This window comes from Vibrio sp. 2433-A1 (genome assembly GCF_056726085.1).
The window spans coordinates 32,116-56,877 of the sequence record NZ_JBRESC010000025.1 but is presented as its reverse complement, the minus strand read 5'-3'; the positions used below and the strand labels follow the sequence as shown (position 1 = coordinate 56,877).

At 45.5% G+C, this 24,762-nt stretch carries 21 protein-coding genes and 1 pseudogene; 9 read left to right on the top strand and 13 right to left on the bottom strand.

All coding sequences use genetic code 11. The features are described from left to right. Positions 1-126: 126 nt before the first annotated feature. On the top strand, positions 127-573 hold the full coding sequence (gene tnpA, locus ACU01J_RS19060; protein WP_481083863.1) for an IS200/IS605 family transposase: 447 nt from the start codon (positions 127-129) through the stop codon (positions 571-573). Positions 574-668: 95 nt separating this feature from the next. Here the strand turns inward: tnpA and ohr are convergent, their stop codons facing one another. Beyond that, complete coding sequence (gene ohr / locus ACU01J_RS19055; RefSeq protein WP_481087119.1) at positions 669-1,091, bottom strand: organic hydroperoxide reductase Ohr; 423 nt, start codon at positions 1,089-1,091, stop codon at positions 669-671. Between the two features lie 123 nt (positions 1,092-1,214). Between ohr and ohrR the strand changes: the two genes are divergently transcribed. Further along, complete coding sequence (ohrR, locus tag ACU01J_RS19050; RefSeq protein ID WP_481087118.1) at positions 1,215-1,673, top strand: transcriptional regulator OhrR; 459 nt, start codon at positions 1,215-1,217, stop codon at positions 1,671-1,673. 19 nt (positions 1,674-1,692) lie between these two features. Then, positions 1,693-2,250 (top strand): GNAT family N-acetyltransferase, encoded by a 558-nt coding sequence (locus ACU01J_RS19045; RefSeq protein WP_481087117.1) that lies wholly within the window; start codon positions 1,693-1,695, stop codon positions 2,248-2,250. A 20-nt stretch (positions 2,251-2,270) separates the two neighbouring features. On the opposite strand, the gene ACU01J_RS19040 is transcribed toward ACU01J_RS19045, so the two are convergent. From ACU01J_RS19040 to ACU01J_RS19000, 9 genes and pseudogenes are all read right to left on the bottom strand, one after another. Further along, on the bottom strand, positions 2,271-2,960 hold the full coding sequence (locus ACU01J_RS19040; protein ID WP_481087116.1) for a DNA-3-methyladenine glycosylase I: 690 nt from the start codon (positions 2,958-2,960) through the stop codon (positions 2,271-2,273). A 111-nt stretch (positions 2,961-3,071) separates the two neighbouring features. Then, complete coding sequence (locus ACU01J_RS19035; RefSeq protein ID WP_481087115.1) at positions 3,072-5,519, bottom strand: molybdopterin guanine dinucleotide-containing S/N-oxide reductase; 2,448 nt, start codon at positions 5,517-5,519, stop codon at positions 3,072-3,074. A 19-nt stretch (positions 5,520-5,538) separates the two neighbouring features. After that, positions 5,539-6,633 carry a NapC/NirT family cytochrome c gene (locus tag ACU01J_RS19030; RefSeq protein WP_481087114.1) on the bottom strand — a complete coding sequence of 365 codons (1,095 nt, stop codon included), beginning with the start codon at positions 6,631-6,633 and terminating at the stop codon, positions 5,539-5,541. A gap of 196 nt (positions 6,634-6,829) precedes the next feature. Continuing rightward, positions 6,830-7,012: pseudogene (locus ACU01J_RS19025) on the bottom strand (hypothetical protein); the annotation flags it as partial. 173 nt (positions 7,013-7,185) lie between these two features. Then, positions 7,186-7,704 (bottom strand): lipocalin family protein, encoded by a 519-nt coding sequence (locus ACU01J_RS19020; RefSeq protein WP_481087122.1) that lies wholly within the window; start codon positions 7,702-7,704, stop codon positions 7,186-7,188. A 12-nt stretch (positions 7,705-7,716) separates the two neighbouring features. Next, entirely contained in the window at positions 7,717-7,986 is a 270-nt protein-coding gene (locus ACU01J_RS19015) for a hypothetical protein (RefSeq protein WP_481087113.1), read from the bottom strand. Positions 7,987-8,044: 58 nt separating this feature from the next. Further along, complete coding sequence (locus ACU01J_RS19010) at positions 8,045-10,867, bottom strand: Hsp70 family protein (protein ID WP_481087112.1); 2,823 nt, start codon at positions 10,865-10,867, stop codon at positions 8,045-8,047. Between the two features lie 77 nt (positions 10,868-10,944). Next, positions 10,945-12,870, bottom strand: coding sequence for an Hsp70 family protein (locus ACU01J_RS19005; RefSeq protein ID WP_481087111.1), 1,926 nt, complete (start codon positions 12,868-12,870; stop codon positions 10,945-10,947). Further along, positions 12,870-13,502 carry a DUF2760 domain-containing protein gene (locus ACU01J_RS19000; protein ID WP_481087110.1) on the bottom strand — a complete coding sequence of 211 codons (633 nt, stop codon included), beginning with the start codon at positions 13,500-13,502 and terminating at the stop codon, positions 12,870-12,872. The genes ACU01J_RS19005 and ACU01J_RS19000 overlap by 1 nt, the downstream gene beginning before the upstream one ends. Positions 13,503-13,944: 442 nt before the next feature. Here ACU01J_RS19000 and ACU01J_RS18995 point away from each other — a divergent pair, with 442 nt between their 5' ends. Continuing rightward, positions 13,945-15,354 (top strand): sensor domain-containing diguanylate cyclase, encoded by a 1,410-nt coding sequence (locus ACU01J_RS18995; RefSeq protein WP_481087121.1) that lies wholly within the window; start codon positions 13,945-13,947, stop codon positions 15,352-15,354. An 87-nt stretch (positions 15,355-15,441) separates the two neighbouring features. After that, the gene (locus ACU01J_RS18990; protein ID WP_481087109.1) at positions 15,442-15,972 is read left to right on the top strand and encodes a 3'-5' exonuclease; all 531 of its coding nucleotides are present in this window, start codon (positions 15,442-15,444) and stop codon (positions 15,970-15,972) included. A 66-nt stretch (positions 15,973-16,038) separates the two neighbouring features. Here ACU01J_RS18990 and ACU01J_RS18985 read toward each other — a convergent pair whose 3' ends face one another. The 3 genes from ACU01J_RS18985 to ACU01J_RS18975 form a co-directional block, all read right to left on the bottom strand. Further along, entirely contained in the window at positions 16,039-16,491 is a 453-nt protein-coding gene (locus ACU01J_RS18985) for a tellurite resistance TerB family protein (RefSeq protein WP_481087108.1), read from the bottom strand. Between the two features lie 77 nt (positions 16,492-16,568). After that, positions 16,569-18,470: a metallophosphoesterase family protein gene (locus ACU01J_RS18980; protein ID WP_481087107.1), complete on the bottom strand. Its 1,902-nt coding sequence runs from the start codon at positions 18,468-18,470 to the stop codon at positions 16,569-16,571. 3 nt (positions 18,471-18,473) lie between these two features. Beyond that, entirely contained in the window at positions 18,474-18,839 is a 366-nt protein-coding gene (locus tag ACU01J_RS18975; RefSeq protein WP_481087106.1) for a VC1380 family protein, read from the bottom strand. A 118-nt stretch (positions 18,840-18,957) separates the two neighbouring features. Here ACU01J_RS18975 and ACU01J_RS18970 point away from each other — a divergent pair, with 118 nt between their 5' ends. The 4 genes from ACU01J_RS18970 to ACU01J_RS18955 all read left to right on the top strand — a co-directional run bounded on the left by ACU01J_RS18970 (position 18,958) and on the right by ACU01J_RS18955 (position 24,735). Continuing rightward, a complete protein-coding gene (locus ACU01J_RS18970; RefSeq protein WP_481087105.1) occupies positions 18,958-20,283 on the top strand; it encodes a MipA/OmpV family protein in 1,326 nt (441 codons plus the stop codon). A 524-nt stretch (positions 20,284-20,807) separates the two neighbouring features. After that, positions 20,808-23,255: a DmsA/YnfE/YnfF family dimethyl sulfoxide reductase gene (locus ACU01J_RS18965; protein ID WP_481087104.1), complete on the top strand. Its 2,448-nt coding sequence runs from the start codon at positions 20,808-20,810 to the stop codon at positions 23,253-23,255. Beyond that, positions 23,255-23,884, top strand: coding sequence for a DMSO/selenate family reductase complex B subunit (locus tag ACU01J_RS18960; RefSeq protein WP_005483443.1), 630 nt, complete (start codon positions 23,255-23,257; stop codon positions 23,882-23,884). Before ACU01J_RS18965 ends, ACU01J_RS18960 begins: the two co-directional genes overlap by 1 nt. Further along, positions 23,884-24,735 carry a dimethyl sulfoxide reductase anchor subunit family protein gene (locus tag ACU01J_RS18955; protein WP_481087103.1) on the top strand — a complete coding sequence of 284 codons (852 nt, stop codon included), beginning with the start codon at positions 23,884-23,886 and terminating at the stop codon, positions 24,733-24,735. Before ACU01J_RS18960 ends, ACU01J_RS18955 begins: the two co-directional genes overlap by 1 nt. Positions 24,736-24,762 lie beyond the last annotated feature (27 nt).

Genomic DNA, 24,762 nt, shown 5'->3' with positions numbered 1-24,762 from the left:
TTTTTATTTTCTAACCTTAAACCACCTTCTTTAGAAGGTGGTGATCGTTCCTTTGGGCTATGCCCGAAGAACGCTCATGTTCAAGATGTCCTCGGTTGTAACCAGCAAATGAAGGAAATAAAGAACATGAGCAAATATGAATCCGCCTCACACGTATATTATAGGTGTCAGTACCACATAGTCTGGACGCCAAAATACCGCCTGAAAATCTTGAAAGGCAATTTGGGTAAGGAGCTTTACCGAAGTATCTATATCTACAGTAATATGAAGAACTGTAAGGTTGTAGAGCTGAATGTTCAAGTAGACCACGTGCATCTGGTCGTGAGATTGCCACCTAGCTTGAGTGTTTCGACATATATGGGTTTTGTAAAAGGACGAACCGCAATTCGCTTGTTCAACAAATTTCCGTATTTAAGAAAGAAGAAATTATGGGGTAACAAATTTTGGCAAAGAGGCTACTTCGTTGATTCAGTAGGGATGAATGAGGAAATTATACGTAGGTATGTCCGGCACCAAGATCGTGTTGGAAAGGAAGAAGAAGAGCGTCAGATGCGTTTGGGGTTAGAAAACTAACAGTGAGCCCCCTTTTAGGGGGCCTTTCAAAGCCACCTGCTATGCAGGTGGATTTTTACTGTGACTCGCGTGTAGTGAATTAGCTTTATGACTGCTTAAATCGCTTCACCATTTACAGTCACTGCCACATCAATATTTCCGCGTACGGCGTTTGAGTATGGGCAAACTTGATGAGCAACACGCACTAGTTCTAGTGCCTGATCTTGAGGCAGTTCGATAGCTGCGGCTAGGCTAACCGTTAGCGCAAAACCACCTTGGTCATTTGGGCCAATACCTACTTCAGCAGTAACTGGTGCCTCTTTAAGTGCAACTTTACCTTCACGAGCGACGTGCAAAATTGCGTTCGAGAAACACGCAGAGTAACCCGCGGCAAATAGCTGCTCAGGGTTTGTTGCTAGGCCAGAACCGCCCATTTCTTTCGGATAAGACAGCTCAAGATCTAGAAGACCATCGTCAGTTTTTACTTGGCCATTTCGACCAGCTAGAGCAGTTGCTTGAGTTTTGTATAGAGTCGCCATGATGTCATCCTCATTAATTTAAGTTGTGTGCAATTTAATTGTTTGCAATATTAGATCGAGAAATGATTTGAATGCAAGTATATTGTGCGCAATTTATTTTTAATTGCTTGTTAGAGGGTGAGTATGGCCAGTTGCGACAGTGATATGATTAGCGCTCAAGAAGAGAGTTTACGGCTAGATAATCAAGTTTGTTTTCCTCTTTACAGCGCAGCAAATGCTGTGATTCGGACTTACCGTCCGCTACTTGATTCGATTGAGCTGACTTACTCGCAATACCTAGTGATGATGGTATTGTGGGAAAATGATGGTATTAGCGTCAAAGATATCGGTGCTAGATTGCACCTAGACTCGGGCACATTGACACCATTATTGAAGCGTCTTGAAGCGAAAGGCTTTGTCAGTAGAGGTCGCAGCGAGCATGATGAGCGGGTGAGAGTATTAAAGCTCACCGATGCTGGTGTTGAACTGAAGTCGACAGCGTTGTCAGTGCCGCAAGCAATGAAATGCAAAATAGAGCTTGAGCTGGAAGAGTTGATTCTTTTAAAGAAGCTGTGCGAAAAAGTTATTGCGACACTCGATTAATGATTAAGGGCAGGGAAGCATGTTAGAAACCGAACGTTTACGATTAAGGCAATGGCAAGATAGCGATGTTGAGCCATACATTCGATTGAATGCTAACCCAGTGGTTATGCGCTACTTTCCATTTGTGATGACTGAAGAGGAAACGAGAGCCCAAATTGGCCGCGCGAAAGCTTACATTGAGAATAAAGGCTGGGGATTCTGGGCGTTAGAGCTAAAAGAAACGGGAGAGTTTTTAGGCTTTGTTGGTTTGCTTGGGCAAGATGAACAACGAGAAATACCTAACACACCGTTTGTTGAAATCGGCTGGCGTTTAGACGAACAACATTGGGGTAAAGGTTACGCGCCAGAGGCTGCCCAAGCGGCGTTAGATTTTGCGTTTAACCGACTCGATTTACCTGAAGTTTACTCGTTTACCGCGCTGCCGAATCACCCTTCACAGCGGGTGATGGAGAAAATTGGCATGGTGAATACCGAACAAGATTTTGACCACCCGAAACTAGCCAAAGGGCATGAGTTAGAACGCCATTGTTTGTATCGAATCACTAAACAACAATGGCGAGAGTCTAGCGGGTTATAAAACTGGATTATTGAACCCAATTATAAAACTCGGTTATCGCCTGTACTGTAGGCGATAACTTGGCTGATCTGAGTTAGACCACGGCCACTTTCTTGTTGCCAATGGCTAAAGGCATTATTCGCCGCTTCTAGAGAACGCTTAGTATCTTTTCCGCCTTCAATGACCTTGCAGTTGCGTAGATAACTTTCGACATCTCCCGATAAAATGAAGGTATCTACACCTAATTGACGCAAACTATAAGGGCCGGTATTGCCACCTAATCGGTTACCATGTTTCTTTAAATAGAGCCACAAACCAGTGATATCTTCACTCGGCCAATTGGCGACCATTTTGGCGAAAGAACCGTGTTCGATAGACGCTTCATAGATCATTTGAGCATTGGCCAAAATGGATTTCACTTTAGCGTGGTGGCGAATGATTCGAGTATCCGCTGCTTTGTTATCCCATTGCTCTTCCGACAGCATTAATAACGGTTCAATCTTAAAACCGAAAAACACCTCTTCAAAATTTGGCCATTTGTTTCTAACCACTTTCCAAGAAATACCGCTTTGAAATACCTTCATGCTGAACGCTGCTAACCAGCGGTCATTGGGTATTTCTATCAGCTCCTCTCGACTTAAAGGAGTGGCTAATAGCGACTCTAAGTTCGCTTCTCCACCTTTTCTAGCTGCGGCTCGATGGTAGATGTCATCAAATTTTTCAAGTGTCATAGGTTAAGCTTCTTTGGCTGGGTATTCGTCAAATATCCTAACTGATACGGATAAAAAAACCAGAGCGTTAAAGCTCTGGTTTTACGATGGAATTTTAGTTATTGAACGCCGTTAACCGTTTTTAGGCGGAACAAATGCCGTTAGCTCAAGTGCTGGCCCTGTGTATTTTTCAATACGAACCAGTGACGAGTTAGCCGCACAACCATTCGCCAAACGTGATGTCGGGATATCTGAAGTCAGAACGTTAGCGCCGCCGTTTTTACATAGACCGGTTTTCGCATCGAGATCCGGCCAACCACCTTCGTGGATACAAACAGAGCCTTGCTTAATACCGTCTGTGACTAACGCGCCGACTAACACTTGGCCGCGATCGTTGTAAGCTCGGACCAAATCACCACTCTTAATACCACGCGCTTTTGCGTCTTCAGAGTTGATAGAGATTGGTTCTCTGTTCGCAATTGCGTACTCGTCACGAAGCTTAGCGTAGTTAAACTGGCTATGAAGACGATGAGCAGCGTGAGCCGTCATTAACTGTAGTTCACCTTCTTTGGCAGAGCCGGTGTATTCCGTTGGCTCCATCCAAGTTGGGTGAGCAGGGCAGTCTTCAAGTTTGTAGCCTTCGATTGTTTTAGAGTAGATCTCGATTTTGCCACTTGGCGTTCCTAGTGGGTTCATAACCGGATCTTTGCGGAAGTCTGCGTGACGAACAAACTCAGCTGCTTTCTTATTGAACTTCATTTCGATTAACTGGTTGTCATCCCAGAATTTACCGAATTTAGGCATACGAATACGTGCAGAACGTCCTGCTTTTTGCGCCACTTCGTAGAAGCCTTTTAACCAACCCATCTCATCTTTGCCTTCTGTAAAGACATCGCGCCCACCCGGCTTGATCATCTCGGCCATATCAGCAAACACATCAAAGTCGTTACGAGCTTCACCTTGCGGCTCGACGACTTGCTTCATCGGTACTAGGTGTTGGTTACTGTAGTCACCAGTCATCGTCATATCATTACGTTCGAATGAAGTCGTGATCGGAAGTACAACGTCGGCGTGCTTAGCTGCAGCGGTCCAGTAAATTTCTGAAATAACCACAAGCTCCGGTTTTTGCCATGCCTTGATCAGACGGTTGGTGTCTTGGTGGTGAGTGAAGTTACCACCGCCTGCCCACCAGATCATCTTGATGTCAGGGAACGTTAGATCATGACCATTGTGGTGGAACTGCTTACCTGGGTTTTCTAAAGCTTCGACAATACGAGCGACAGGGAAGCTGTTTACCGCGCCAGACACAGCCCAGTCATTACCTGCAGAAGAGCCGCCGCCGATAGACGCTGAAATTGCAGGAAGAACCGCAGCATCACGTGTTGGGTTACCTCCGTTAGAGTAGTGGTAAGAGAAGCCAAAGCCACCGCCTGGCAGACCGATTTGACCAAGCATCGCTGCAAGAGTAACGACCATCCAGTGGCGCTGTTCACCAAACTGCTGGCGCTGAATGCCCCAACCAGCCATCAACATTGTGCGGTTCGCACTGAAGATATCTGCTAGTAGTTCGATTTGTTTTGCTGGGACGCCAGTGATGCCTTCTGCCCATGCTGGTGTTTTTTCTACGCCGTCTTCTTTGCCTAACAGGTACTGCTCGAATTTATCGTAGCCAGTGGTGTACTTGTCTAGGAAAGCTTTGTCGTGTTTGCCTTTAGATACTAGTGAGTGAGCAACACCCATCATTAACGCAACGTCCGTCATCGGATGTGGGGCGATCCACTGAACGTTGTCGCCTAGGAACTCAATGGTTTCAGAGCGCATAGGGTCGATAGCGATGATGGTTTTACCAGACTTCTTCAGCTGGTGGAAAAACTCAAGGCCAGAACAGTCAGTAGAACTCCAAGCAATCTTAAGTGTGTTCAGTGGGTTCATACCCCAAAGAACAACAACGTCTGAGTTCTCTAAAACGACAGGGTGAGTTGTTTGCTGTTCATAAACTTCAATTGAGCCCATTACGTGCGGCATGATGACTTGCGCAGCACCTGTTGAGTAGTCACCCAAGTGACCGGAGTAACCGCCAGCCATGCTCATGTAACGTTGAAGAAGTGTCTGCGCTTTGTGTAGAACACCACTTGAACGCCAACCGTAAGAACCAGCAAAGACAGACTCTGCACCGTTCTCTTTACGAATGCGCATGTGTTGTTCGTGGATTAGCTTGTACGCTTCGTCCCAAGACACACGAACGTATTCGTCACTACCACGAACCCCCTCAGGTTGGCTTGGATTTGCTAAGAAACCTTTACGTACCATTGGGTATTTGATACGTGCTTTAGTGTAAACCTGATCCGGACCAGTGGTTTGTAGGCTATTTTCTACAGTCTGCGCGACTGCATTGGTAGTTGAGACTAATTTGCCATCTTTAACTTCACAAAGCATTGGTCCCATACGACCCGCTGTTAATACACCAGAACCTCGTTTGTTTGCGGCAGATGCTGTTAGAGGCGTTAAGGAGGTAAACGCCATCGCGCCCGCTGCCATACCAGTCCCTTTGAGGAATCCGCGACGTGTAATATCAGTCATAATCTTTTCCTTATGTTTCTTAGTGACCAGCCACATCTTTTGCGTGGTTCTGGAAGAATTTAGTCAGCACTTCTAAGTCGTACTCTGAAATGTCGGTACGGTCGCCCATGCCTTTTGCTACAGGGCCCCAAGCGTTAACTGTGAAATGACCCGCGGCGATTTTGGCGTGACAAGTTGAACAGTAAACGGTGTCTAGTTGCTCTGCGTAATCCCATAATGGTTGTTGGCTATCGAGCACGGGGGCGGTGATTTCAGTTTGAAGAGAAGCTGAGCGCCATTCATTGCCATACTCATCGGCTTTGTATTCACCAACCGTAAGTGCAGCTTGGCCGGCATCAGTCAGCATCGCGACGATTGCACGTTGACCTTCGCCAAAGTAAAGAACTTGTTCTGCGCCTTTCATCTGGTACGCGTCAAGCTGAACAGTACGAGATGTGTCAGTTTGAGCGATTACGTGCAGTTCAGTGGTTGGGTTGATCGTACCTAAATCACCCATTTGAACCGCTTCAACTGGGTAAACTGTCTTGGCATTTGGGTCGGTTTTCTCAGTGAAGGCGATTAGGTTGTCGAAAGCCGCGCTGTCCATCTCTGGCTCTGGAGCGAAGTGAGCGACACCTTTGTGGCAGTCAATACAAGTTTGATTGTTGTCTTGGCCGTATTGGTGCATTTTGGCTGCGTCTTCTGACTGCTCGTATGTATCCATTGCTCCGAATTCATGGCATGAACGGCAGGTTGCAGAATCATTTGCTCTTAGTTGAGCCCAGACTGTTTCCGCCATCGCCATTCGATGTTCTTCGTACTTATCTTCTGTATCGATCTTTCCAGTGACAAACTCATGGTAGATGTCTTTGCTAGCACGAATTTTAGTGATGACATAATCAACCGGATCCGATGGGATATGACAATCAGCACACTCAGCTCGTATGCCTTTGGCATTGCTAAAGTGAATCGAGCCTTCGTACTCTTCGTGTGGAATTTCCATGGAGTGGCAAGAAACACAGAATTCGGTACTAGATGTGTAGTGCATAACCGCGGCTGTACCACCTAATGTCAGCCAGCCGATACCGATACCGATAACAGTAATCAAAGCGATGTAACGTTTCTTTATTGACATAGAATAACTCTTCACAAAGCTGAATTATTAGTCACAGACTACCCCTTTAGTAGTGCTCAGTATTGATCTCGCTCATATCCATGCTCATGTTTTCATTACGGTGAATTGGAGTGGAATTGGATTCAAAAAAAGCTATTTTTCGGAATTATATTACGTTTATTTGGCATGAAAGTTAACTGGGGAGGAGTAGCATAAGTCAGCCAGTTTTGTGAAGGGAGGCATAAAGTGTAAGAAAGAAATTAACTAACTTGTTGTACTCTTCATATGAACGAATTTGGTCTGGTTTAACAATGTATTTGTCGTTGTTCAAAACGCCCGGTACGCCAATCAAAGTACTTTTCTCAAACTGCTTATCGAAGCCACATTGCATTGAGCCAACGTAACGGTTTGAACAAGAGGCGTTTTTAACAAACAGATAGATGCACAATAGTGATGGCTAATCCCTCAATCACCGTGATCGGGTTCTGGACACTCTGCTGGGTGCATAGTCAGTTCGAAATCGTAGCAAAAGAGAAGAGACGGTAAGCGAAGTTGTTAACTTAAGGCCATTCACTATCGTTTGTGATTAACAAAAATTAGTTGGCTGGTGTCGAAACCATGCTGCTTTGCTTGAGCGATGAATTGGTTAGTAATCTCTTCACTCACGTTTGGCGTTCTTGCGAGCAGCCATAAATAGTCGTTATTTGGCCCTGAAACAAAGGCATACTCATAAGCTTGTTGGTCGAGTTCAAATACCACATATGCGCCATAGAATGGGCCGAAAAACGAAACCTTGAGATATCCTTGGTCAGAATCTTCAACAAAGTACGCCTTGCCTTCCGCTTCTTTCCACTCGCCTTTCTCTACTGAGAAACCTCTATTGATGACTTTAACGCCCCCATCTTCTTGCATCGAATAGGTTGCGGTTACATTGTCTAGCCCCCGCTCAAAAGAGTGGTCTAATCGGGCAACTTCATACCAAGTCCCTAAGTAACGATCGAGTTGAAAGTTTTCAACGGGTGTGACGCTTTTCGGCATGCCGAGACAGCCGCTGAGAAGTAACGTAATAGAAAGAATCAGAAAAGGTTTCATCATACGGGCTCGTTATTGATTGTTGGTTTTTGATGTTATACGCGAGATCTTGTGGCCGATAGCAAAACTGCTAGTAGTAAGTGTGACCACAATTAGTGTGGCATAAACGTAGCCAACGGTCGCTGAGACGCCAAAGCCCCACACCAGTGAAAAAACGAGACCTTGAAATGCTTCATAAGGCCATTGAATGACTGGGAAGTGGGTATCGGATGCCAGCAAATAGATACAAGCCATTAAGCAAGCAAGTGAGGTAACCAAACCTGAAAATGAGTGTCTGTTCATCGCCAATCTCTCATTTCAAAAAGGCGGCTGCCAATACTCTGGCAGCCGATAGATGTGTTTAGTGATTTACCAATGTTAGGCCGCTTGGTAATGCATCGCCAAATACGCGTTTTGATTCGCTTTCCGATAACTCTTTAACCTGTTCTACGAGTAAGAGCCAAGAATCGGGCACTTTGCTTTGTTTGAGCTTGGCGATGACCTGATTACGGAAGTCATCTGAGATATCAAATAGACGATCGCCAGTCTTACGACAGATCATCACTGCCGCGAAGGCAATCATTGGCTCTTTTTGCCAGTTTTGCTCTAGCAGTTTTGGTAACCATTGTTCAGCTTGTTCACGAGGAATAACACTGTGCTGACTACCGTACAGAGGCGTACGTGATGCTAGTCGGCCCAATGCCCACCAATGTGCTTGTTCAAACTGGTTGTGGTTGATCGCTTTACTCAGACACCAAGAAGCGAGTAGCACTTTGTCTTCTACTTCTAAATGTTCTAACGATGCAGCCAAACGAACCATAGATTCGTAACCCATATCCTGCGCCGCTTTGGCAGATTGAGGATTCTTCATCGCGCCCGGGTGTAGATACTTGGCAATATCAGCCAGAATCGTTTCTTGTTGCTCTTGGCTAAGCCCGCCAGCGATACGACGCCAGAATACCCACCAGTCAGTCCAACCTTGGTGGTTCTTAAACTGAATCCCTTGTTGGTAGAGTCCCCATACTTGTTCTATACGCCATGAGTCGGTGGCATCGCCAAACCCGGGACGTAGTGAAAAGCCAGCCAGTCGTAACCAGTTTTTCTCATGAGGCTCAGAGCGACGGCGACGTTTACGACCAAGAGCAAAAGAATCGAATAGGTGGCGTAGAGTCGTGAAATCCCACTCATCACGTTTTCCGAGTTTTTTCTCTAGCTCTTTGGCCAACGTCTTAATTTCTTTTGAATCCGCACTCTTCTTATTACTGCTGTAAATGCGAGAAATCAGCTCTTTACACTCACCAAGTCGAGGGTGCAGATCTTGCTGTTGTTCGTCATCCGCTTTCTGATTGCGAACTTCAAATTCTAATGCCCAACGCTTCGAATCATCATCGACATGAACACACTCCATCTTAAGTGTGCCTACCTCAGTCAACTGACATGCGAGTTGAACTTCGACACGCTCTTTTTGGTTGGCTTGAAGTTCGGCACCTTCACCTTCTAATGTAGAGATATAAGGTGGGAGAGGGGAGAACAAGTCAGGATCAACATCGACCATCACGCCGTTTTGAATCGCGGTGTTGTTCGATAGCGTATCGTGAGTCGTTGTGAGTAGATTGAAACGAACCGGTTCGCCAAGAGTCAATGAGAAGCGACGACCACTAAGGCGAATCTCTTGACCTTCTTCGGTACCTTTTGAGAGCAGGCAAAGCGCCTTACCCATTTTGTTCTTCTCTTGTAGATGCAAGAAGTAAGAGCGTGCGGCGCCACCACCAATTTTTAGTTGAGCACCACGGCGAGCTTTACCGAAAGCTACCGCACCAAGCGCAACCGACCAGTCTGGATGTGGGTTATCTAATACCGTGACAGGAGCACCACGCCAATTGCCGAGTAAGCTAATGACACGCTCTGTAACTAGCTCACTGTTAAATACGCCACCATTAAGTAACAAGCCCACTGGTATCGCTGGTTGCGATTGGTCTTCTTGATTCAGCGCAGAGTAAGAAACTTGCTGGTGCTGATTTAAAAACTCCGCGACGTGTTTACTCACCGCTGGGTCAGCAACGTAAGGCAAGCCAAACTCAACCACCGCACTGCGGCGCTTATCCGGCGTGGTATTGAAATCGCTGAGAGGGAAGAAACCATCTAGGGCAATTTGGTGCACTTCTTGTTTTGAAAGGCCGATACTTTTTGTGCCACCCAGCAGTTTTGAACCACTCCCGAGCATAGTGATTTTAACTTCTTCAGGGGCATTTGCGGAAAGCAGGTTCTCTTTCGCTTTTCGAGTTTGCTGAATTAGCTTAGTTAAGCTTGCTGCATTGAGTTTTTTCGATTGGTTAAAGCGAGTTTCTGCTAGGTGAGCGAGCGCAAGGTCAAGGTTATCACCGCCAAGCATCAGGTGTTCACCGACACCGATACGATCTAGGGACAACTCTTCTTGCGCGCCACTTTCAGCATTAAAGCGCGCTTCAATTAAGCTCAAGTCAGTGGTACCACCACCGACATCACAGACCAGAATCAAAGGTAACTGTTTTAGCTCATCAGCCGCTGTGTGCTGGTGGCGTGCGTACCAGTCGTAACAAACGGCTTGAGGCTCTTCTAACAGCACTATCTTGTTAAGGCCGGCGAGCTTAGTCGCTTCTAGTGTCAGTTTACGCGCCGTTTCATCAAATGAGGCTGGGACGGTCACTACCACATCTTGGTCTTCAAGTTTGTTACTTGGATTGCGATAATTCCAAGCTTGTCGAATATGATTGAGGTAGCTCGCGCTAGCAATGACCGGAGAAACTTTGTCGACGTCTTTAGCACCTGCCCAAGGGAGAATGTCACTACTGCGATCGACGCCTTGGTGAGAAAGCCAGCTCTTAGCACTTGAGACCTGACGACCTTCCACTTTAGCGCCTAGCTCACGTGCCCATTCACCAACGATAACGTTGCGGATGTCTCCCTCTACGGGTTGATCTTCCCAAGGTAGAGTGAGGTCAGATGGTGAAATTTGGCCTTGTGCAGGGTGGTAGCGAAATGAAGGGAGTAGCGGTTTACGTACTACTTCGCTGGGGCCAATTAACTGATCAATGTTGAATAGGGATACATCGGATTGTTGTAAGTCGTCGGTAATTTCACAGAATGCGACAACCGTATTGGTTGTACCTAAATCAATACCGACAAGAAAACGAGGAGATGCCATAAAAACCCTTATTTTGCCAATGTGATGACGAATTCTTATTATAAAAGAGCGGCACCCCAGAGGGTGCCGCACATTGATTAAATTTGCTCGCTGTCAGCTGCGTTAGTGTCTTCGCGGACATCGAACTCAACGTGCCATTTTTGACCGTTGTCGGTTGCGATGGCTTCTAGGTAGAGTGTACCGAGCTCAGTAACGCGTGAGGCTAGAGTGACAGGAACAACTTCACCTTCGCGGCGGCCTTCTGATACAGGAAGCGTCACTTGAATCTCTGGTAACTCATCAAGCTCTTCTGGCCCCCAATGGTCGAGATGTGTCCCTGCGAGATCTTCACGACGAACCGTTGAACCGAAGAACTGGAAGTTAACTGGCTGACCGATGATTAGACCGAATTCTTGACTCGGTACATCAACACTTGAACCTTCTTCCATACCAAATGGTGCCACACATAGCGCTTCCATTGGCGGCGCCATGCCTGGGATTGCTGGCATCGCACTTTCGATACCTACGTAGTAGCTAGATGCGATACCGCCGCGGATACGAACGCCTTGTCCACGACGAACGCTGCCATAGTATGAAGCGCCACTTGCAACAGCTAGGTCTAAGTCTACGCCCGTTAGGAGCTTCGCCATTTCAGCATCAGCAGTAAGTAGCCACTCATTGATGGTATCTTCTAAGCGATTAGCCAGTAGAGCAGACTTAAGTACACCACCGTTAAATAAGATTGCGGTAGGCTTGATAAAGTCAGCAGCAGATTCACCGCCCATATCCGGCATGTTAGCAAACGGGTTAAAGTCTTGTGCTGGAGTTTCACCGTTCTGTGCGTTTGCTTGCTTGGTTAAGAACGCAGCAATATGACGAGTAATACCTGCATCTTGAGCGTACGGCAGACCCATTTGAGTCAAAGCGCCGCGATTGCGTTGAACAGGGTGCTCGGTTACTGCCACTTGCGGGAAGAAACCGTCGACGAGCGTCTGCTGTACTTCTTGCTGAGTCAGTTCAGTCTTTAGCGTAGCGCCTAGTAGTTTAGAGCCACGGCTAGGTACGACGATAGGCACCGACTGAAGCTCACTGTCGTTTAGCAATGCTTCTTTCGCATCACGACAAGCGTGAGTCATCGCCTGAACTTGCCAAGGTTGAAGTTCTTTGCCTTCTTGGGCTAGCTTCATTTTCAAGCGGTACGCAAGCGCTAAGTCCATGTTGTCACCGCCAAGTAGGATATGCTCACCTACAGCGATGCGGTTTAGAGTTAGATTACCTTCGTCTTCAGTCACTTCAACTAAAGAAAGGTCCGTAGTACCACCACCAATGTCGACAACCAGAACAATATCACCAACAGCGACTTCATCACGCCACTTGTCGTTGCTGTTATCAATCCAGTTGTAAAGTGCCGCTTGTGGCTCTTCAAGCAAGGTTAGGTGAACAAAGCCGACGTTGCGCGCTGCTTCAGCCGTTAGGTCACGGGCTGCAGGGTCAAATGACGCCGGCACCGTGATAGTCACGTCTTGATCAGCGAGCGGGTTGTTCGGATTAGTATGATCCCAAGCATGCTTTAGATGCTCAAGGTAAAGCTCAGTTGCGCGCAGTGGTGATACTTTTTCAACTTCTTCTGGGCTACCAGCTGGTAGGAACGCGTCACGGCGATTCACTCCACCGTGGCATAGCCAAGATTTTGCGCTAGCAATAAGACGAATTGGCGTCTTAGCACCAAGGTTACGTGCAATTGCACCAACCAAAGCCGTTGGCTCTGAAGACCATGGCAATACGCGCGATGACGGATTCATTTCATGTTCGTGTGGTTGGTACAAGAACGAACCAAGTTGGCTACGCGTTTCTACTGTTCCAGGCGCAGTTAGCTGTGGGATTGGCATAACTTGGACACGTGCTTCTTCTTGAGTGGTATCCACATAAGACAACACACAGTGAGTGGTACCTAAGTCGATACCAACGCTGAATTTAGGTGTTTCAGATACTGGTGTTTGTTGTGCTAGATCTTGGTGTTCCATTACAGCTCAACCTCAGCAGGAGCAATAACAGACGCATCGTAGTTTTCAGCCAGTTTCGGCAAATTCATCGCATTTGCTTTCCAACCTTTGTGAACAAGCGTGCCATTGAAAGGTGCGCTGCCAGTTACGTTACCAGTTAAACGAACTTCTTGTGGGTTGAAACCTTCTTGAACTGTGATGCGAGTTTCTTCATCTTCGCTGCGGATGTGCTCTAGCGTTACGTAGTCAGCTAGGACTTTTTGTCCGCCGGTATGAATAACGCGAGCTGCTGCACCAACTTCTTCGTCAGAGAATGAAGTTAGGTCTTCTTTCAGGAAGTCAATTAGGCGCGCTTCTTGTTGCATGATTGAAAGCAACTGCATTGCTGAGTCTGTTGATGCGGTCGCTAGCTTTGATTCGACTTCAACGACTTTCTCGATTACTTTTTCTACTTCGACCACTTTTTCAACTTCAACGATCTTTTCGACAGGCTTTTCAACCTCAACGATCTTTTCTACTGGTTTTTCGACCACTTTCTCAACCACTTTTGACTTGCGTGAAACAGCGATTAGAAGCAGAAGAACGCTTGATGCAGTCAAACCCGCATGAAGCATATCGAACGTTTGAGGGATCATTTGTAAATCGACAATCATGACAATTCTCTTTTGTTTAAGTGTACTGAGAGATTGGCTCAATCTCTGCTGTGGCTCTACTAATAAATTAAGAGCCAATTTATTCTGATAAATTGGGGCTGATAGTAGCATAATCAAGGTGCTATCCGGCTACAAAAACAGGTCTAATCTTATGTTTAAACGATTAACTGGTTTGTTTTTGCGCAATTTTTGGAGTGAAGATAGAGGGATGGTGCATAAAAATAAAGGTTTTTACATTATCTGGTTAATAGTTCTTCCATCCTATAAAAGTATACGGATAAAATGAGGGTATATTTCGATCAGCTAAAAGCGACAAGGCTTTATGCAACGAGTTATAAACAAGAAATTTTTATATCCAATAATCACCTTAATTGTTGCGTTGTTTGTTACCAGTTACGCGTTATGCGTTTTCCGTAAAATGCGGCTTGAACAAGACGCATTTATGGTGGAAAAGTTAGCAGAACAGCAAGCTCAAAATATACAAAAAGCCGTTGAAATCGATTTAAGCTATATCGGTGCTGGTGCAAATTTTTATCATGCTACTAAACCAAATAACTGGCAGAACTTTGCTGTTTTTGGTCATGATCTGGTTTCTCAATCTGATACTTTAATCACTTTACAGTGGATGCAGCGTGTTGAAAAAAACGACCTTACTCAATATATCAACAGCATGCGTCAAAAGTATCCCGACTTTCAAATCTATACTGTTCCTCAAGATGGCCCAAAAACTATGGGCTACAGTATGGCCGACAATCAAGCTATCTTTGTCGCTTCTGATGTTTTTCCGCATAGTGAAAGAAACTTGAGCGTACTCGGTTTCTACTCGTCACGATTACGTTTTCAACGGGTGATTGAAAGTCTAAATAAAACAAGAAAGCCAAGTGTTTCGGATAAAATTCGATTGCTTCAAGATGGCCTCGATAAGCATTTAAATAAAAATGGGATGCTGGTTTATCACCCCGTGTTTGATAGCAAAAATAGCCAACAATTATTAGGCGTTGTTATTGGCGTAATACGAACGAATCGTTATTTTGACAGCTTAGTGAAACGTACCGCAACAGAGCCGGACTTGTTGCTCAAAGTCGTTGATATGGGATTTGATGCTGAAGATGACCCAATTCTATTCCAGAGCGAAAAATGGGAAGAATCTGAAGGCATAGAAGTCACCAAACGGGTCACGCTGCCGAATCGAGAGTGGTTAGTTGATTTTAAATTGGTTGATACCACAACAGAAAGTGAACATTTTATTGTAACTTTGATTAAACTGGCGGGGAGTATTTTCGCTGGATTGGTCTGCTATATCATTTGGTTACTTATGCGAGAAAAAGAACATCTTGCGTTACTACTTGCCGACCGAACAGAAGAACTTCAATTTATGGTCGACCATGATTCGCTCACTGGCTTATACAATCGACGAGCATTTAACCGCTTCTTGTCTGAAAAGGTGGAGCAAGGGCTGTGCTTTACATTGGTTGGTTTTGACATTGATAGATTTAAATCGATCAATGATCACTTTGGTCATCATATTGGCGATGAAATGCTGATTTTTGTCGCTAATACGGTTCAAGCTCAATTGGATGACGATGATATTTTTGTTCGTATGGGCGGTGATGAGTTTTGTATTATCACCCAGAAAACGGATAAAGAAGAACTGTATTCTTATCTAAAAAATGTTTGTCGAGTGGTTGCTAGTTCAGTTTACGAATTCGACCACCACAAAATTCGCTGTACACTGAGTGTTGGTGCAGCAATACGTAAGTTAGAAAACCAAGAAGAGATATTGCAAGCGGCAGATGCTTTACTCTATGAGAGTAAAAAGTCAGGTCGAAACTGGGTCACTGTTGCGGATTAACTGACCAGTTAACTGAACAATATTCGAGTTTTATGCGATTCTCATGTAGAATTTTGCGCTTTCTCAATTGTTGAACATAGGCGAATCATGAACCATAACCGTGTAGTTTGTTTCGATTTAGAGATGTGCTGTTGGAATGAAAACGGTGTCGGTACGACTGGCGAAATTATTGAAGTAGGGCTAGCTGAAATTGATCTTGTCAATGGCAAGATAGTTAAGCGAGCGCAATATTATGTAAAGCCAGAGCATGATGAAGTATCGCTGTTTTGTTCTCAATTGACAGGGATTACGCCGCGAAAAGTGGAAAAGCAAGGTCGACCGCTTGAAGAAGTTCTCAAGTCGATGGTTAAAAATTTCGGCGGCGCAAACAAAATCTATGCGGCTTGGGGACGAGATGACCGCATCTTGCTCAAAGAGTGTCAAGACAAGGGTATCGAAATGCCTTTTAACGAGTTCATTAACCTAGCGACTCTGTATCGAATCCAAAATCGCCTCAAAGACAAGCGCATTGGCCATAAGGCTGCGCAAGAAGCAAAAGGTATTGAGTGGGAAGGGCGTCAGCATTCAGGTTATGTTGATGCGTATAACCTTGCGAAACTGGCTTTAACCATGTTTTAAGACAGACGAGAAGATCATAAAAGGGAGCATTGCGCTCCCTTTTTGCTATTTCGTGTTTTGATTCGGTTAGTGCTTTGAGTTAGTCACGTCTAACTTAGCGCGAATAAAGTCACTGTGATCCACATAGAGTAATTCGGCTGTCTTACGAATCACAGAGTCTTCAAGTGGGTCTATCTCACCATCGGCATGAGCGATTTCCCACATCGCTTTAATTAACTCAAAACGTGTTTCTTGGCTCAGTTCGCGTAGTTGTGAAGTAAAATCATACAAAGAAGCGGACTCTTTGCTTTTGGCTTCTGCGCGAGACAACAATGCGATCGTGTCATTCTCTTCAAGATCCAATAGTCTAGCGAGCAATACCCTCTTAGCTTCCACTTCTACTTGTTCAATTTGGTGGTCAGCGCCGGCAACTTCGCACAGCAAACAAGCAATAGCAAGATTACTGTCTGCATGAGTAGCGTGGCCTAAATCGTTTCCTTCAAGCAGCTGCTTGAATAATGAAGTAATAGAGTTGAGCATATAACGGGCCTTTATTGGGTTGTTATTGATATAGATAGTGCTTATCGAATCACAACTCAAGGCTCTTTACAGAAACCTTACTTTTCTTCTATCGGTGGAAAGTCCCATTCAACGCCTTCACCGGTCAGTATAGAAATACGTTGTGGCTTACCATGGCTATCGAGTTTTAACTCACCAATAGCACTGGTATTAACCAATCTACGGCGGCCCGGAGTGTTTGGATCTCTTTTCTTTATCTTGAGTCGTTTGCGCTTAGTTAAAAAGTTAAGCGGAGAGCGAGGCGAATAGAGTAGGCGGTCGGCGTGGTCACATCCTGCCAGTAGTGGCTCTGGGAATTGGTTCTTAAAACCGCTACAGGTTATTTGGTAGATGTTAGGGCTGTTGCGCCTAAATCTTAATTTGATGTCATAAGCGAATGAGTAGTGGACATCGCCTGACAAAATGACAAAGTTGGTCGGTGTTTTAGTGTGAGTAAAAATACTCAACAAGGTATTGGCACTACCAGGATGGGCCATCCAGTTTTCAGCATCAATTAGCAGTGGCTGAGCCGCGATTGTTGCCGCCTTTTGCATTGCCTCAATGACTTTAACACCAAACATCGGCGCAGCGGAGACCACGACGACTTTGTCTTGGTGCATCAATTCATGTTGAAACTCGATCAGAGCTTCCCAATCCATTAAACCAGAAGGCTTATTCATGCGTGACTCAGAGCGCCAACGACGGGTGCGCGTATCGAGGACTACAACCTTCGGCGACGTATGAATGGTGTAGTGCCAGCGCTCAAAGGTGTATAGGTATTGAATAAACTCATCTTGATAGCGCTCACCTGGCTCTGATAAGAAGCGTGTCGCGACTGACATGAACTCTTGATTGAAGTTATCTGGTTCATTCCCCCAACCTTGGCAAAGCCAGTACGCGATCAGACCGTTACCTATTATTCGGTTAGAAAAAGGGTTGCTGTAAGCTGCTTTCTCCCAACCAATGGTGAGATTCCAGTCATCCGTGACATCATGATCGTCAAAGATCATATACGTCGGAATGTGGGCGAACATACGCTGTACCTGAGGCAGGCCATTAACGAACTGGTCGATAATGGTTTTTTCTTCGCGCCATTTTTGCTGCCATTTAGGCTCAAGCTTTTGACCTGCGTGCGTAAACTGGTTGTCGTGTAGGCGTGAAGTATTCAGCACTGGCCACAATGTTGGCGACCAAACTAACAGGTACATGGCAAAAAATTCAGAGAAGCTCACTAGGTGATTCTCAGCTTCGCGCGAGCTGAAGATTGGCGTGTTACGATGCGGGAACAGCTTTGTTAATAAGCTGCCGTCATCGACATAGTGCGGCAGGATTTTATCGCGACCGTAGTAACAATCAGCATGGCTAAACAGCTCCGTTGCTGAAGAAATTGGAGCTTCACCATATCGCTCATCTGGTAGACCCAGCAGTTCTATGGTTTGAATTATCGCATCGAGTGTTGGTCCAGCAACATGATCGGCATAGATTTGATCGCCACTCATCATCAATAGATCAGGACGCTCTTCAATTGGCAACGCTGCGACCTTGTTGTCAGCACTGACTAACGCGTCAGGGCTAGGGTGGTGAGGATTGCGGCAAGAGCCATGCAAAATGTAGTCGGCTTGCGTAGATATCTTAAAGGTCAGCCGCGTTTCATCACTATAAAGTAGCTCTGGATAAAGCTCACTTAAGGCACCTTGGTCGGTGTGGAACTCATAGCTGAGTGCAACATTAGCGGGGAAGTCACCGCGGAAATGAGTCAGCGTAAGATAGCAGTGGCTGCCGATTTGTAATTGGTTGCAACGATCTAAGTCTTCACTAAAAATCTGCCCTTGGTCAGGCTCTAGATTAAGCGAGAAATGACCTTTAAGTGGTTGGCTGGTGACAAGCCAGAAAACCAGCTCATTGGGAGTCACTTTACGTAAAATTGGGCCTGCAATAAGAAAAGGTAAACGCGTTTTCATTCACTACTCGGTCGGGTCTTTAGGTACGTCAGGATCTTCGAGTATTTCGATAATTTCGGAGCTAGAAAGTTCATGCCCCATTAAAAATAGCGCTAACATCGCATCCGCTTTGGTTTTGATATCTTCGCTATCGATCAAGATTTGCTCAAAACGGTATCGAATCATGTCAATTTCATGTTCAACGAATCCGCGTCCTTCTTCATCGCCTTGGATATCTTCTGGCGCAGAGTCGAATTCAAGAAACATCAGTTCGCCGTTGAGTTTTGCATCGACTAAACGTTCAGGTAACCACTCTTCGCCCATCACAATTTCTGGGTCGCTATCGTCCGGTAAGGAGTCGAGTAATCTTTTTAATTCTGAGGCTTTCACTTTTTTTAAATTTGATGGATTATATACCGTTATTTTAACGACCAATCGTCAATAAACATAAGTATTAACGGAATTAATTGGTCAGAATTTGAGTGCCTTCGGTACTTTTGAGTAAAAAATGTCAAATTATAAACGTCTAGCAGGCTTATTTTTAGCCAGTAGTGGATTAGTAACAACGTCGGTACAAGCGGAAGAAACCTCAGCAGTAGCAGAACAGGAGTGGGGTATTGCCGCAGTTTATCGTACCGCTTCAATCCCTTTTGATACTCATGGTGGGGATCAAACCGTGGGTACATTTGTGCCTATGATGTTTTTTGAAAACGAGCGTGTTTTCATTAATGGTTTAGAAGGCGGCGCGTATCTTTTTGAAACCGATGACGAACAGTTTCAGCTTAATGCGCTGATGCGTTTGCGCTTCGTCGATATTCCGGCGTCGGCGCAGAATGCCAATGAAGGTGACTCTGTAGACTTTGGTGGCCAGATTCGTTATCGAATCAATGATGAGTGGGCACTTGATACTGAGCTACTAGCCGATAAAGACTTTCGTTTTCATGGTAACTTAACTGCGACCGGTGATTATGAGTTTGGCGATTGGGAATTAAAACCGCAAGTTACTTTACGTTACAAAGATGCTGACTTTAACAGTAAGTATTACGCATTTTCTGCCCATACAGGAGAAATCATCGGAGCAGGCATCGATATGAATATTGGGGTGAGCGCTCGCTATCATGTTGCTTCCAACCTTTACCTATTAGGTGCTACCAGTGTGACGCGCCTTGACGACAATGCGTATAATTCTTCGATTGTTGAAGACAGGTATCAAGGTGAGTTTTACCTCGGTTTCGGTTTCTTCACTGACAAGAGTAAAGCGAAAAAATCCGAACTAACCAACAAACGTTACGTTCGAATTGCGCATGGCTGGGCTACCCCTTCTAATATCGGCGACATCATGAAGTTCAACGCCGAAAAAGACCCTCACAATAATCAGCTAACGTCGTTTTTCTATGGTCACCCGTTAACGGATGAGCTGTTTGGCTTGCCGGTTGATATCTACCTGACACCGGGTATTGTCCATCACTGGTCGTCAGACGTTCAATCTTCATCAACGGAATATATTGCTGCAATCAAGGCGTATTATACCTTTGATTGGCCGACCAAATGGCGCTTTGGTGTCGCGGAAGGTATGTCGTACATCGACAACATCACTTATATCGAAGACACTGAAATGGTCGAGAAGGGATATACGGCGAGTAACCTCCTTAACTACTTAGACTTTTCGTTTGATTTAAATGTTGGCGACTTAATCAATAATCGTGATTTAGGCAATATGTGGGTCGGCTACTCGCTTCACCATCGTAGTGCTATCTTCGAACAAGCGTCTCAATACGGTCGAATCAAAGGCGGCAGTAACTACAATACGATTTACGTGCAGTTCGATTTCTAATCTTACCTGAAAATAATTACCAAAAGCCTCATATAGACATGAGGCTTTTAAATTATGTTTAATTTGGTAATTATTATTATTTCCATTCCTCTATATTCGCATTTGTTATTTATTTGCCTGAAAATATATTTCAATATTTGATTGATTTAAAACCTCTTTGACCTATTAATATTTTGTTCATATAAAGCGTTGAAATGAAATGTAAGATTGCATTTTGCTTATTCTTAATAATTGACAGTGGTCAAGATTATTGCCCGTTAAATTCATAAGAATATTAATAGTGGCAGATGGCCATGCCTTAGTCGCTCAAGGCCTGTGCTATCTAGCTTAATTGATGGTGTTGCAGATATGTTGCTTTGATTTATCCTGTGCATTAATTAAAGCGAAATTAGATGCTTTCAATGAATGCCTATTTTGAAAATACAATCTCTATGACTTTTATTTCTAACGAGTGTTCTTTCCCCACTTTTAGCCATTAATTAAGCGCTACGACCAAATTCAAAAACGTAATTTAGGAAAAAACCATGAGTCAAAATGGTAAGTTTAATATTACTCGGCGTGATGCTTTAAAGGGTGGTTCTGCACTTGGCGCTTTAGCGTTAGCAGGAAACGCGCTTTCTCTCCCGTTCGCAACTAAAGCGGTTGCCAAAGAAACGCCAGCGAAACCAAATGAAAAAATTGTCTGGTCGGCATGTACCGTAAACTGTGGTTCTCGTTGTCCACTTCGTATGCACGTAGTCGACGGTGAAATCAAGTGGGTAGAAACCGATAACACGGGTGATGATGTGTATAACCACAACCATCAAGTTCGTGCTTGTTTGCGTGGTCGCTCTATGCGTCGCCGTGTATACTCGCCAGACCGTTTGAAATACCCACTTCTTCGCGTTGGTAAACGTGGTGAAGGTAAGTTCAAACGCATCACTTGGGATGAAGCCTTTGACCTCATTGGGGATAATCTAAAACGCATCATTAAAGACTACGGTAATGACGCGGTTTACCTAAACTACGGAACGGGTACCTTGGGTGGTACGGTAACAAAGAGTTGGGATCCTAGCGCAACATTGGTTGCACGTATGATGAACCTGTGTGGTGGTTACCTCAACCACTACGGCGACTACTCAGCAGCGAACATTGAATGTATGTCTGAGTATTTCTACGGCACTTGGGTAGACAACAACTCGATTGACGACGTACAAAACGCAGATCTTTGTCTTATGTTTGGTAACAACCCGGCAGAAACTCGTATGTCGGGCGGTGGTCAGGTTCACAACTACGTGGACGCAAAAAACATTAGCCACACACGTACGATCTGTATCGACCCTCGTTACACCGATACTGCCGCGGGTCGTGAAGACCAATGGGTACCAATCAAGCATGGTACTGACGCTGCACTGATCGCTGCTATCGCACATGTATTGATCAGCGAAGATAAAGTCGACCAAGACTTCCTTGACCGTTACTGTGTGGGTTACGATCGCAAAACACTGCCTGCGTCAGCGCCAGAAAACGGCAGCTACAAAGATTACATCATGGGCACAGGTCCAGATGGTATCGAGAAAACGCCAGAGTGGGCACAGCCAATCACAGGTATTCCGGCTGATGTGATTTTGAAACTTGCGCGTGAAATCGGCGATGCAAAACGCATTTACATCACCCAGGGTTGGGGTCTACAACGCTCAGCAAATGGTGAGCAAGCGTGTAAAGCGATCATGATGCTGTCTCTGCTTCGTGGTCAGGTTGGTCTACAAGGTGGTGGTACTGGTGCTCGTGAGGGTAACCATTCTTACCCATTCCAACGCTTCCCGAAAGTGCCAAACCCGATCAGCGCTTCCATCCCAATGTTCCTTTGGACAGACGCGATTTTCCGTGGCACTGAGATGACCGATCTTACTGACGGCATTAAAGGCGTTCAAAAGCTACAAAACAACATCAAGTTCATCTGGAACTACGCAGGTAACTGTCTGATCAACCAACACTCAGACATCAACCGCACACACGAAATTCTTCAAGATGAAAAAGCGTGTGAAATGATTGTCGTGATCGACAACCACATGACCTCTTCTGCGAAGTATGCCGATATCGTACTGCCAGACTGTACAACGTCAGAGCAATCAGATTTCTGTATGGATGGTGCAGCAGCCTCAATGCCTTACTTCATCTTTGCAAGTCAAGCGATTCAACCTCGTTTCGAATGTAAGCCAATCTACGACATCATGTCTGGTGTGGCGAAGCGCATGGGCGTGTTTGATGAATTTACTGAAGGTCGCACTCAAGAAGAGTGGCTTAAGTGGATGTACGCTCAGACCGTTAAACAAAACAACGATCCAAACCTGCCGTCTTACGATGAGATGAGAAAGCAGGGTATCTACAAGAAGCAGTTCGATCGTCCACATGTGGCGTTTGAAGATTTCCGTCGTGACCCAGAAGCGAATCCATTGCCTTCACCGTCAGGTAAGATTGAGATCTACTCAGAGACCCTAGCGAAGATCAACGAAGAATGGGAACTGGACGAAGATGAATCGATCAAGCCATTGCCTGAATACGTATCGACGTTCAACGGCTGGGATTCACCAGATCGTAAAGAGTTCCCGCTTCAGTTGACGGGCTTCCACTACAAAGCACGTGCGCACTCTACGTATGGCAACGTGGACATCCTAAAAGCAGCAGCACCACAAGAGCTTTGGATCAACCCAGTCGATGCCGCTTCTCGCAACATTGATAACGGCGATTTGGTCAGCGTGCGCAGCCAGTTCGGTGAAATGAACGTTCGCGTAAAAGTGACCCCACGTATCATGCCACACATCGTTGGCTTAGGTGAGGGCGCATGGTACTCACCAAATGGTAAAGGTGTTGACCAAGCAGGTTCGATCAACGTACTGACTACACAACGTCCAAGCCCGTTGGCAAAATCGAACCCGAGCCATACCAACCTCGTTGAAGTGACGCTAATTAAGAAAATGGGGGCTAAATAATGAGCACAGCGAAGCAGTATGGCTTTTACATTGATTCAAGCAAATGTACTGGCTGCAAAACATGTCAGCTCTCTTGTAAAGACAACAAAGATCTGGGTATCGACCGTAACTTCCGTCGTGTTTATGAATACGTAGGCGGCAACTGGACGGAAGAAAACGGCGCGTTCCGTCAAAACGTATTCGCGTACTACCTATCGATCTCTTGTAACCACTGTACTAACCCTGCGTGTACCAAGGTTTGTCCATCTGGAGCAATGCACAAGCGTGAAGAAGACGGCTTTGTTGTTGTCGATGAAAGTGTGTGTATCGGCTGTAAATCTTGTCACATGGCATGCCCATACGGTGCACCTCAATACAGCGAAGAAAAAGGTCACATGACAAAGTGTGATGGCTGTTACGAACGTGTTGCAGAAGGTCTAATGCCAATCTGTGTGGACAGCTGTCCATTGCGTGCGATTGAGTTTGGTCCAATTGATGAGCTACGCGCGAAATACGGTTCAAACGCGGATGTGGCACCACTACCAGATTCTCGCATTACGAGCCCGAACCTGATCGTGAAGCTAAATCCAAATGGTCGTCCAACCAATGACCGCACTGGTTTCCTACAGAATCCAAGAGAGGTGAAATAATGTTATACGAAGCACCATTAGTTGCCTTTACGGTTCTCGCTCAAACAGCGGTTGGCGCGCACCTAACGGTTAATGCGTTCGAGAAATTCGGTAAGCCACCACGCGTGACTGAACCTCGTATGAACATCGCCCGTTTCGCTATTTTGGTTGTAATGGGATTGGGTTTCTTGTTCTCAACCACTCACTTAGGTAGCCCACTTCGTGCCTTCAACGCATTAAACCGTGTTGGTAGTGCGGCGCTATCTAACGAGATCTTAACGGGTGCAAGCTTTCTTTCTCTAGCGGGTTTGTACTGGTTGCTAACGATTCTAAAAATCGGTAGCGAAGGCGTGCGCAAAATCGTGAACTGGTTGTCTATCGCGGTCGGCGTGATTTTCATGTTCGCGATGGCCAATGTTTACCAAATCGAAACGGTTCCAGCATGGTACTCACCAATGACAACGGTTGCCTTTTGGTTCACGGTCGTGACTTCGGGTCTGATGTTCGGTTACACGCTGATCAACGTATTGGACGTGACAGCTGAGAAAACCAATCGTCGCCTAATGTGGGCTGGTGTCAGCCTGATTGCGTTGAACCTAGCGTTCTCAGTAATGCAGACGATTTACTTCGCAGGTATCTCAACGGCAATTCACAGTGGCTTAGATCAAATCACTATGCTATCTGGCTATGTTGCCGGTCATGTACTGTTGCTTGTGGTTGCTGCTGCTCTTTGGGTCTTCGCTGAGTTGTTTACCGCAGAAGGTCGTCAGAAGAACTTGTTAGTTATCGTGGCATTCGCTGCCTTGTTTATCGCAGAGATTCTAGGTCGCAACGTGTTCTACGGCATGCACTTTACATCTGGTTTGTACTAGTAGCCGTTATTTGTACTGATAACCATT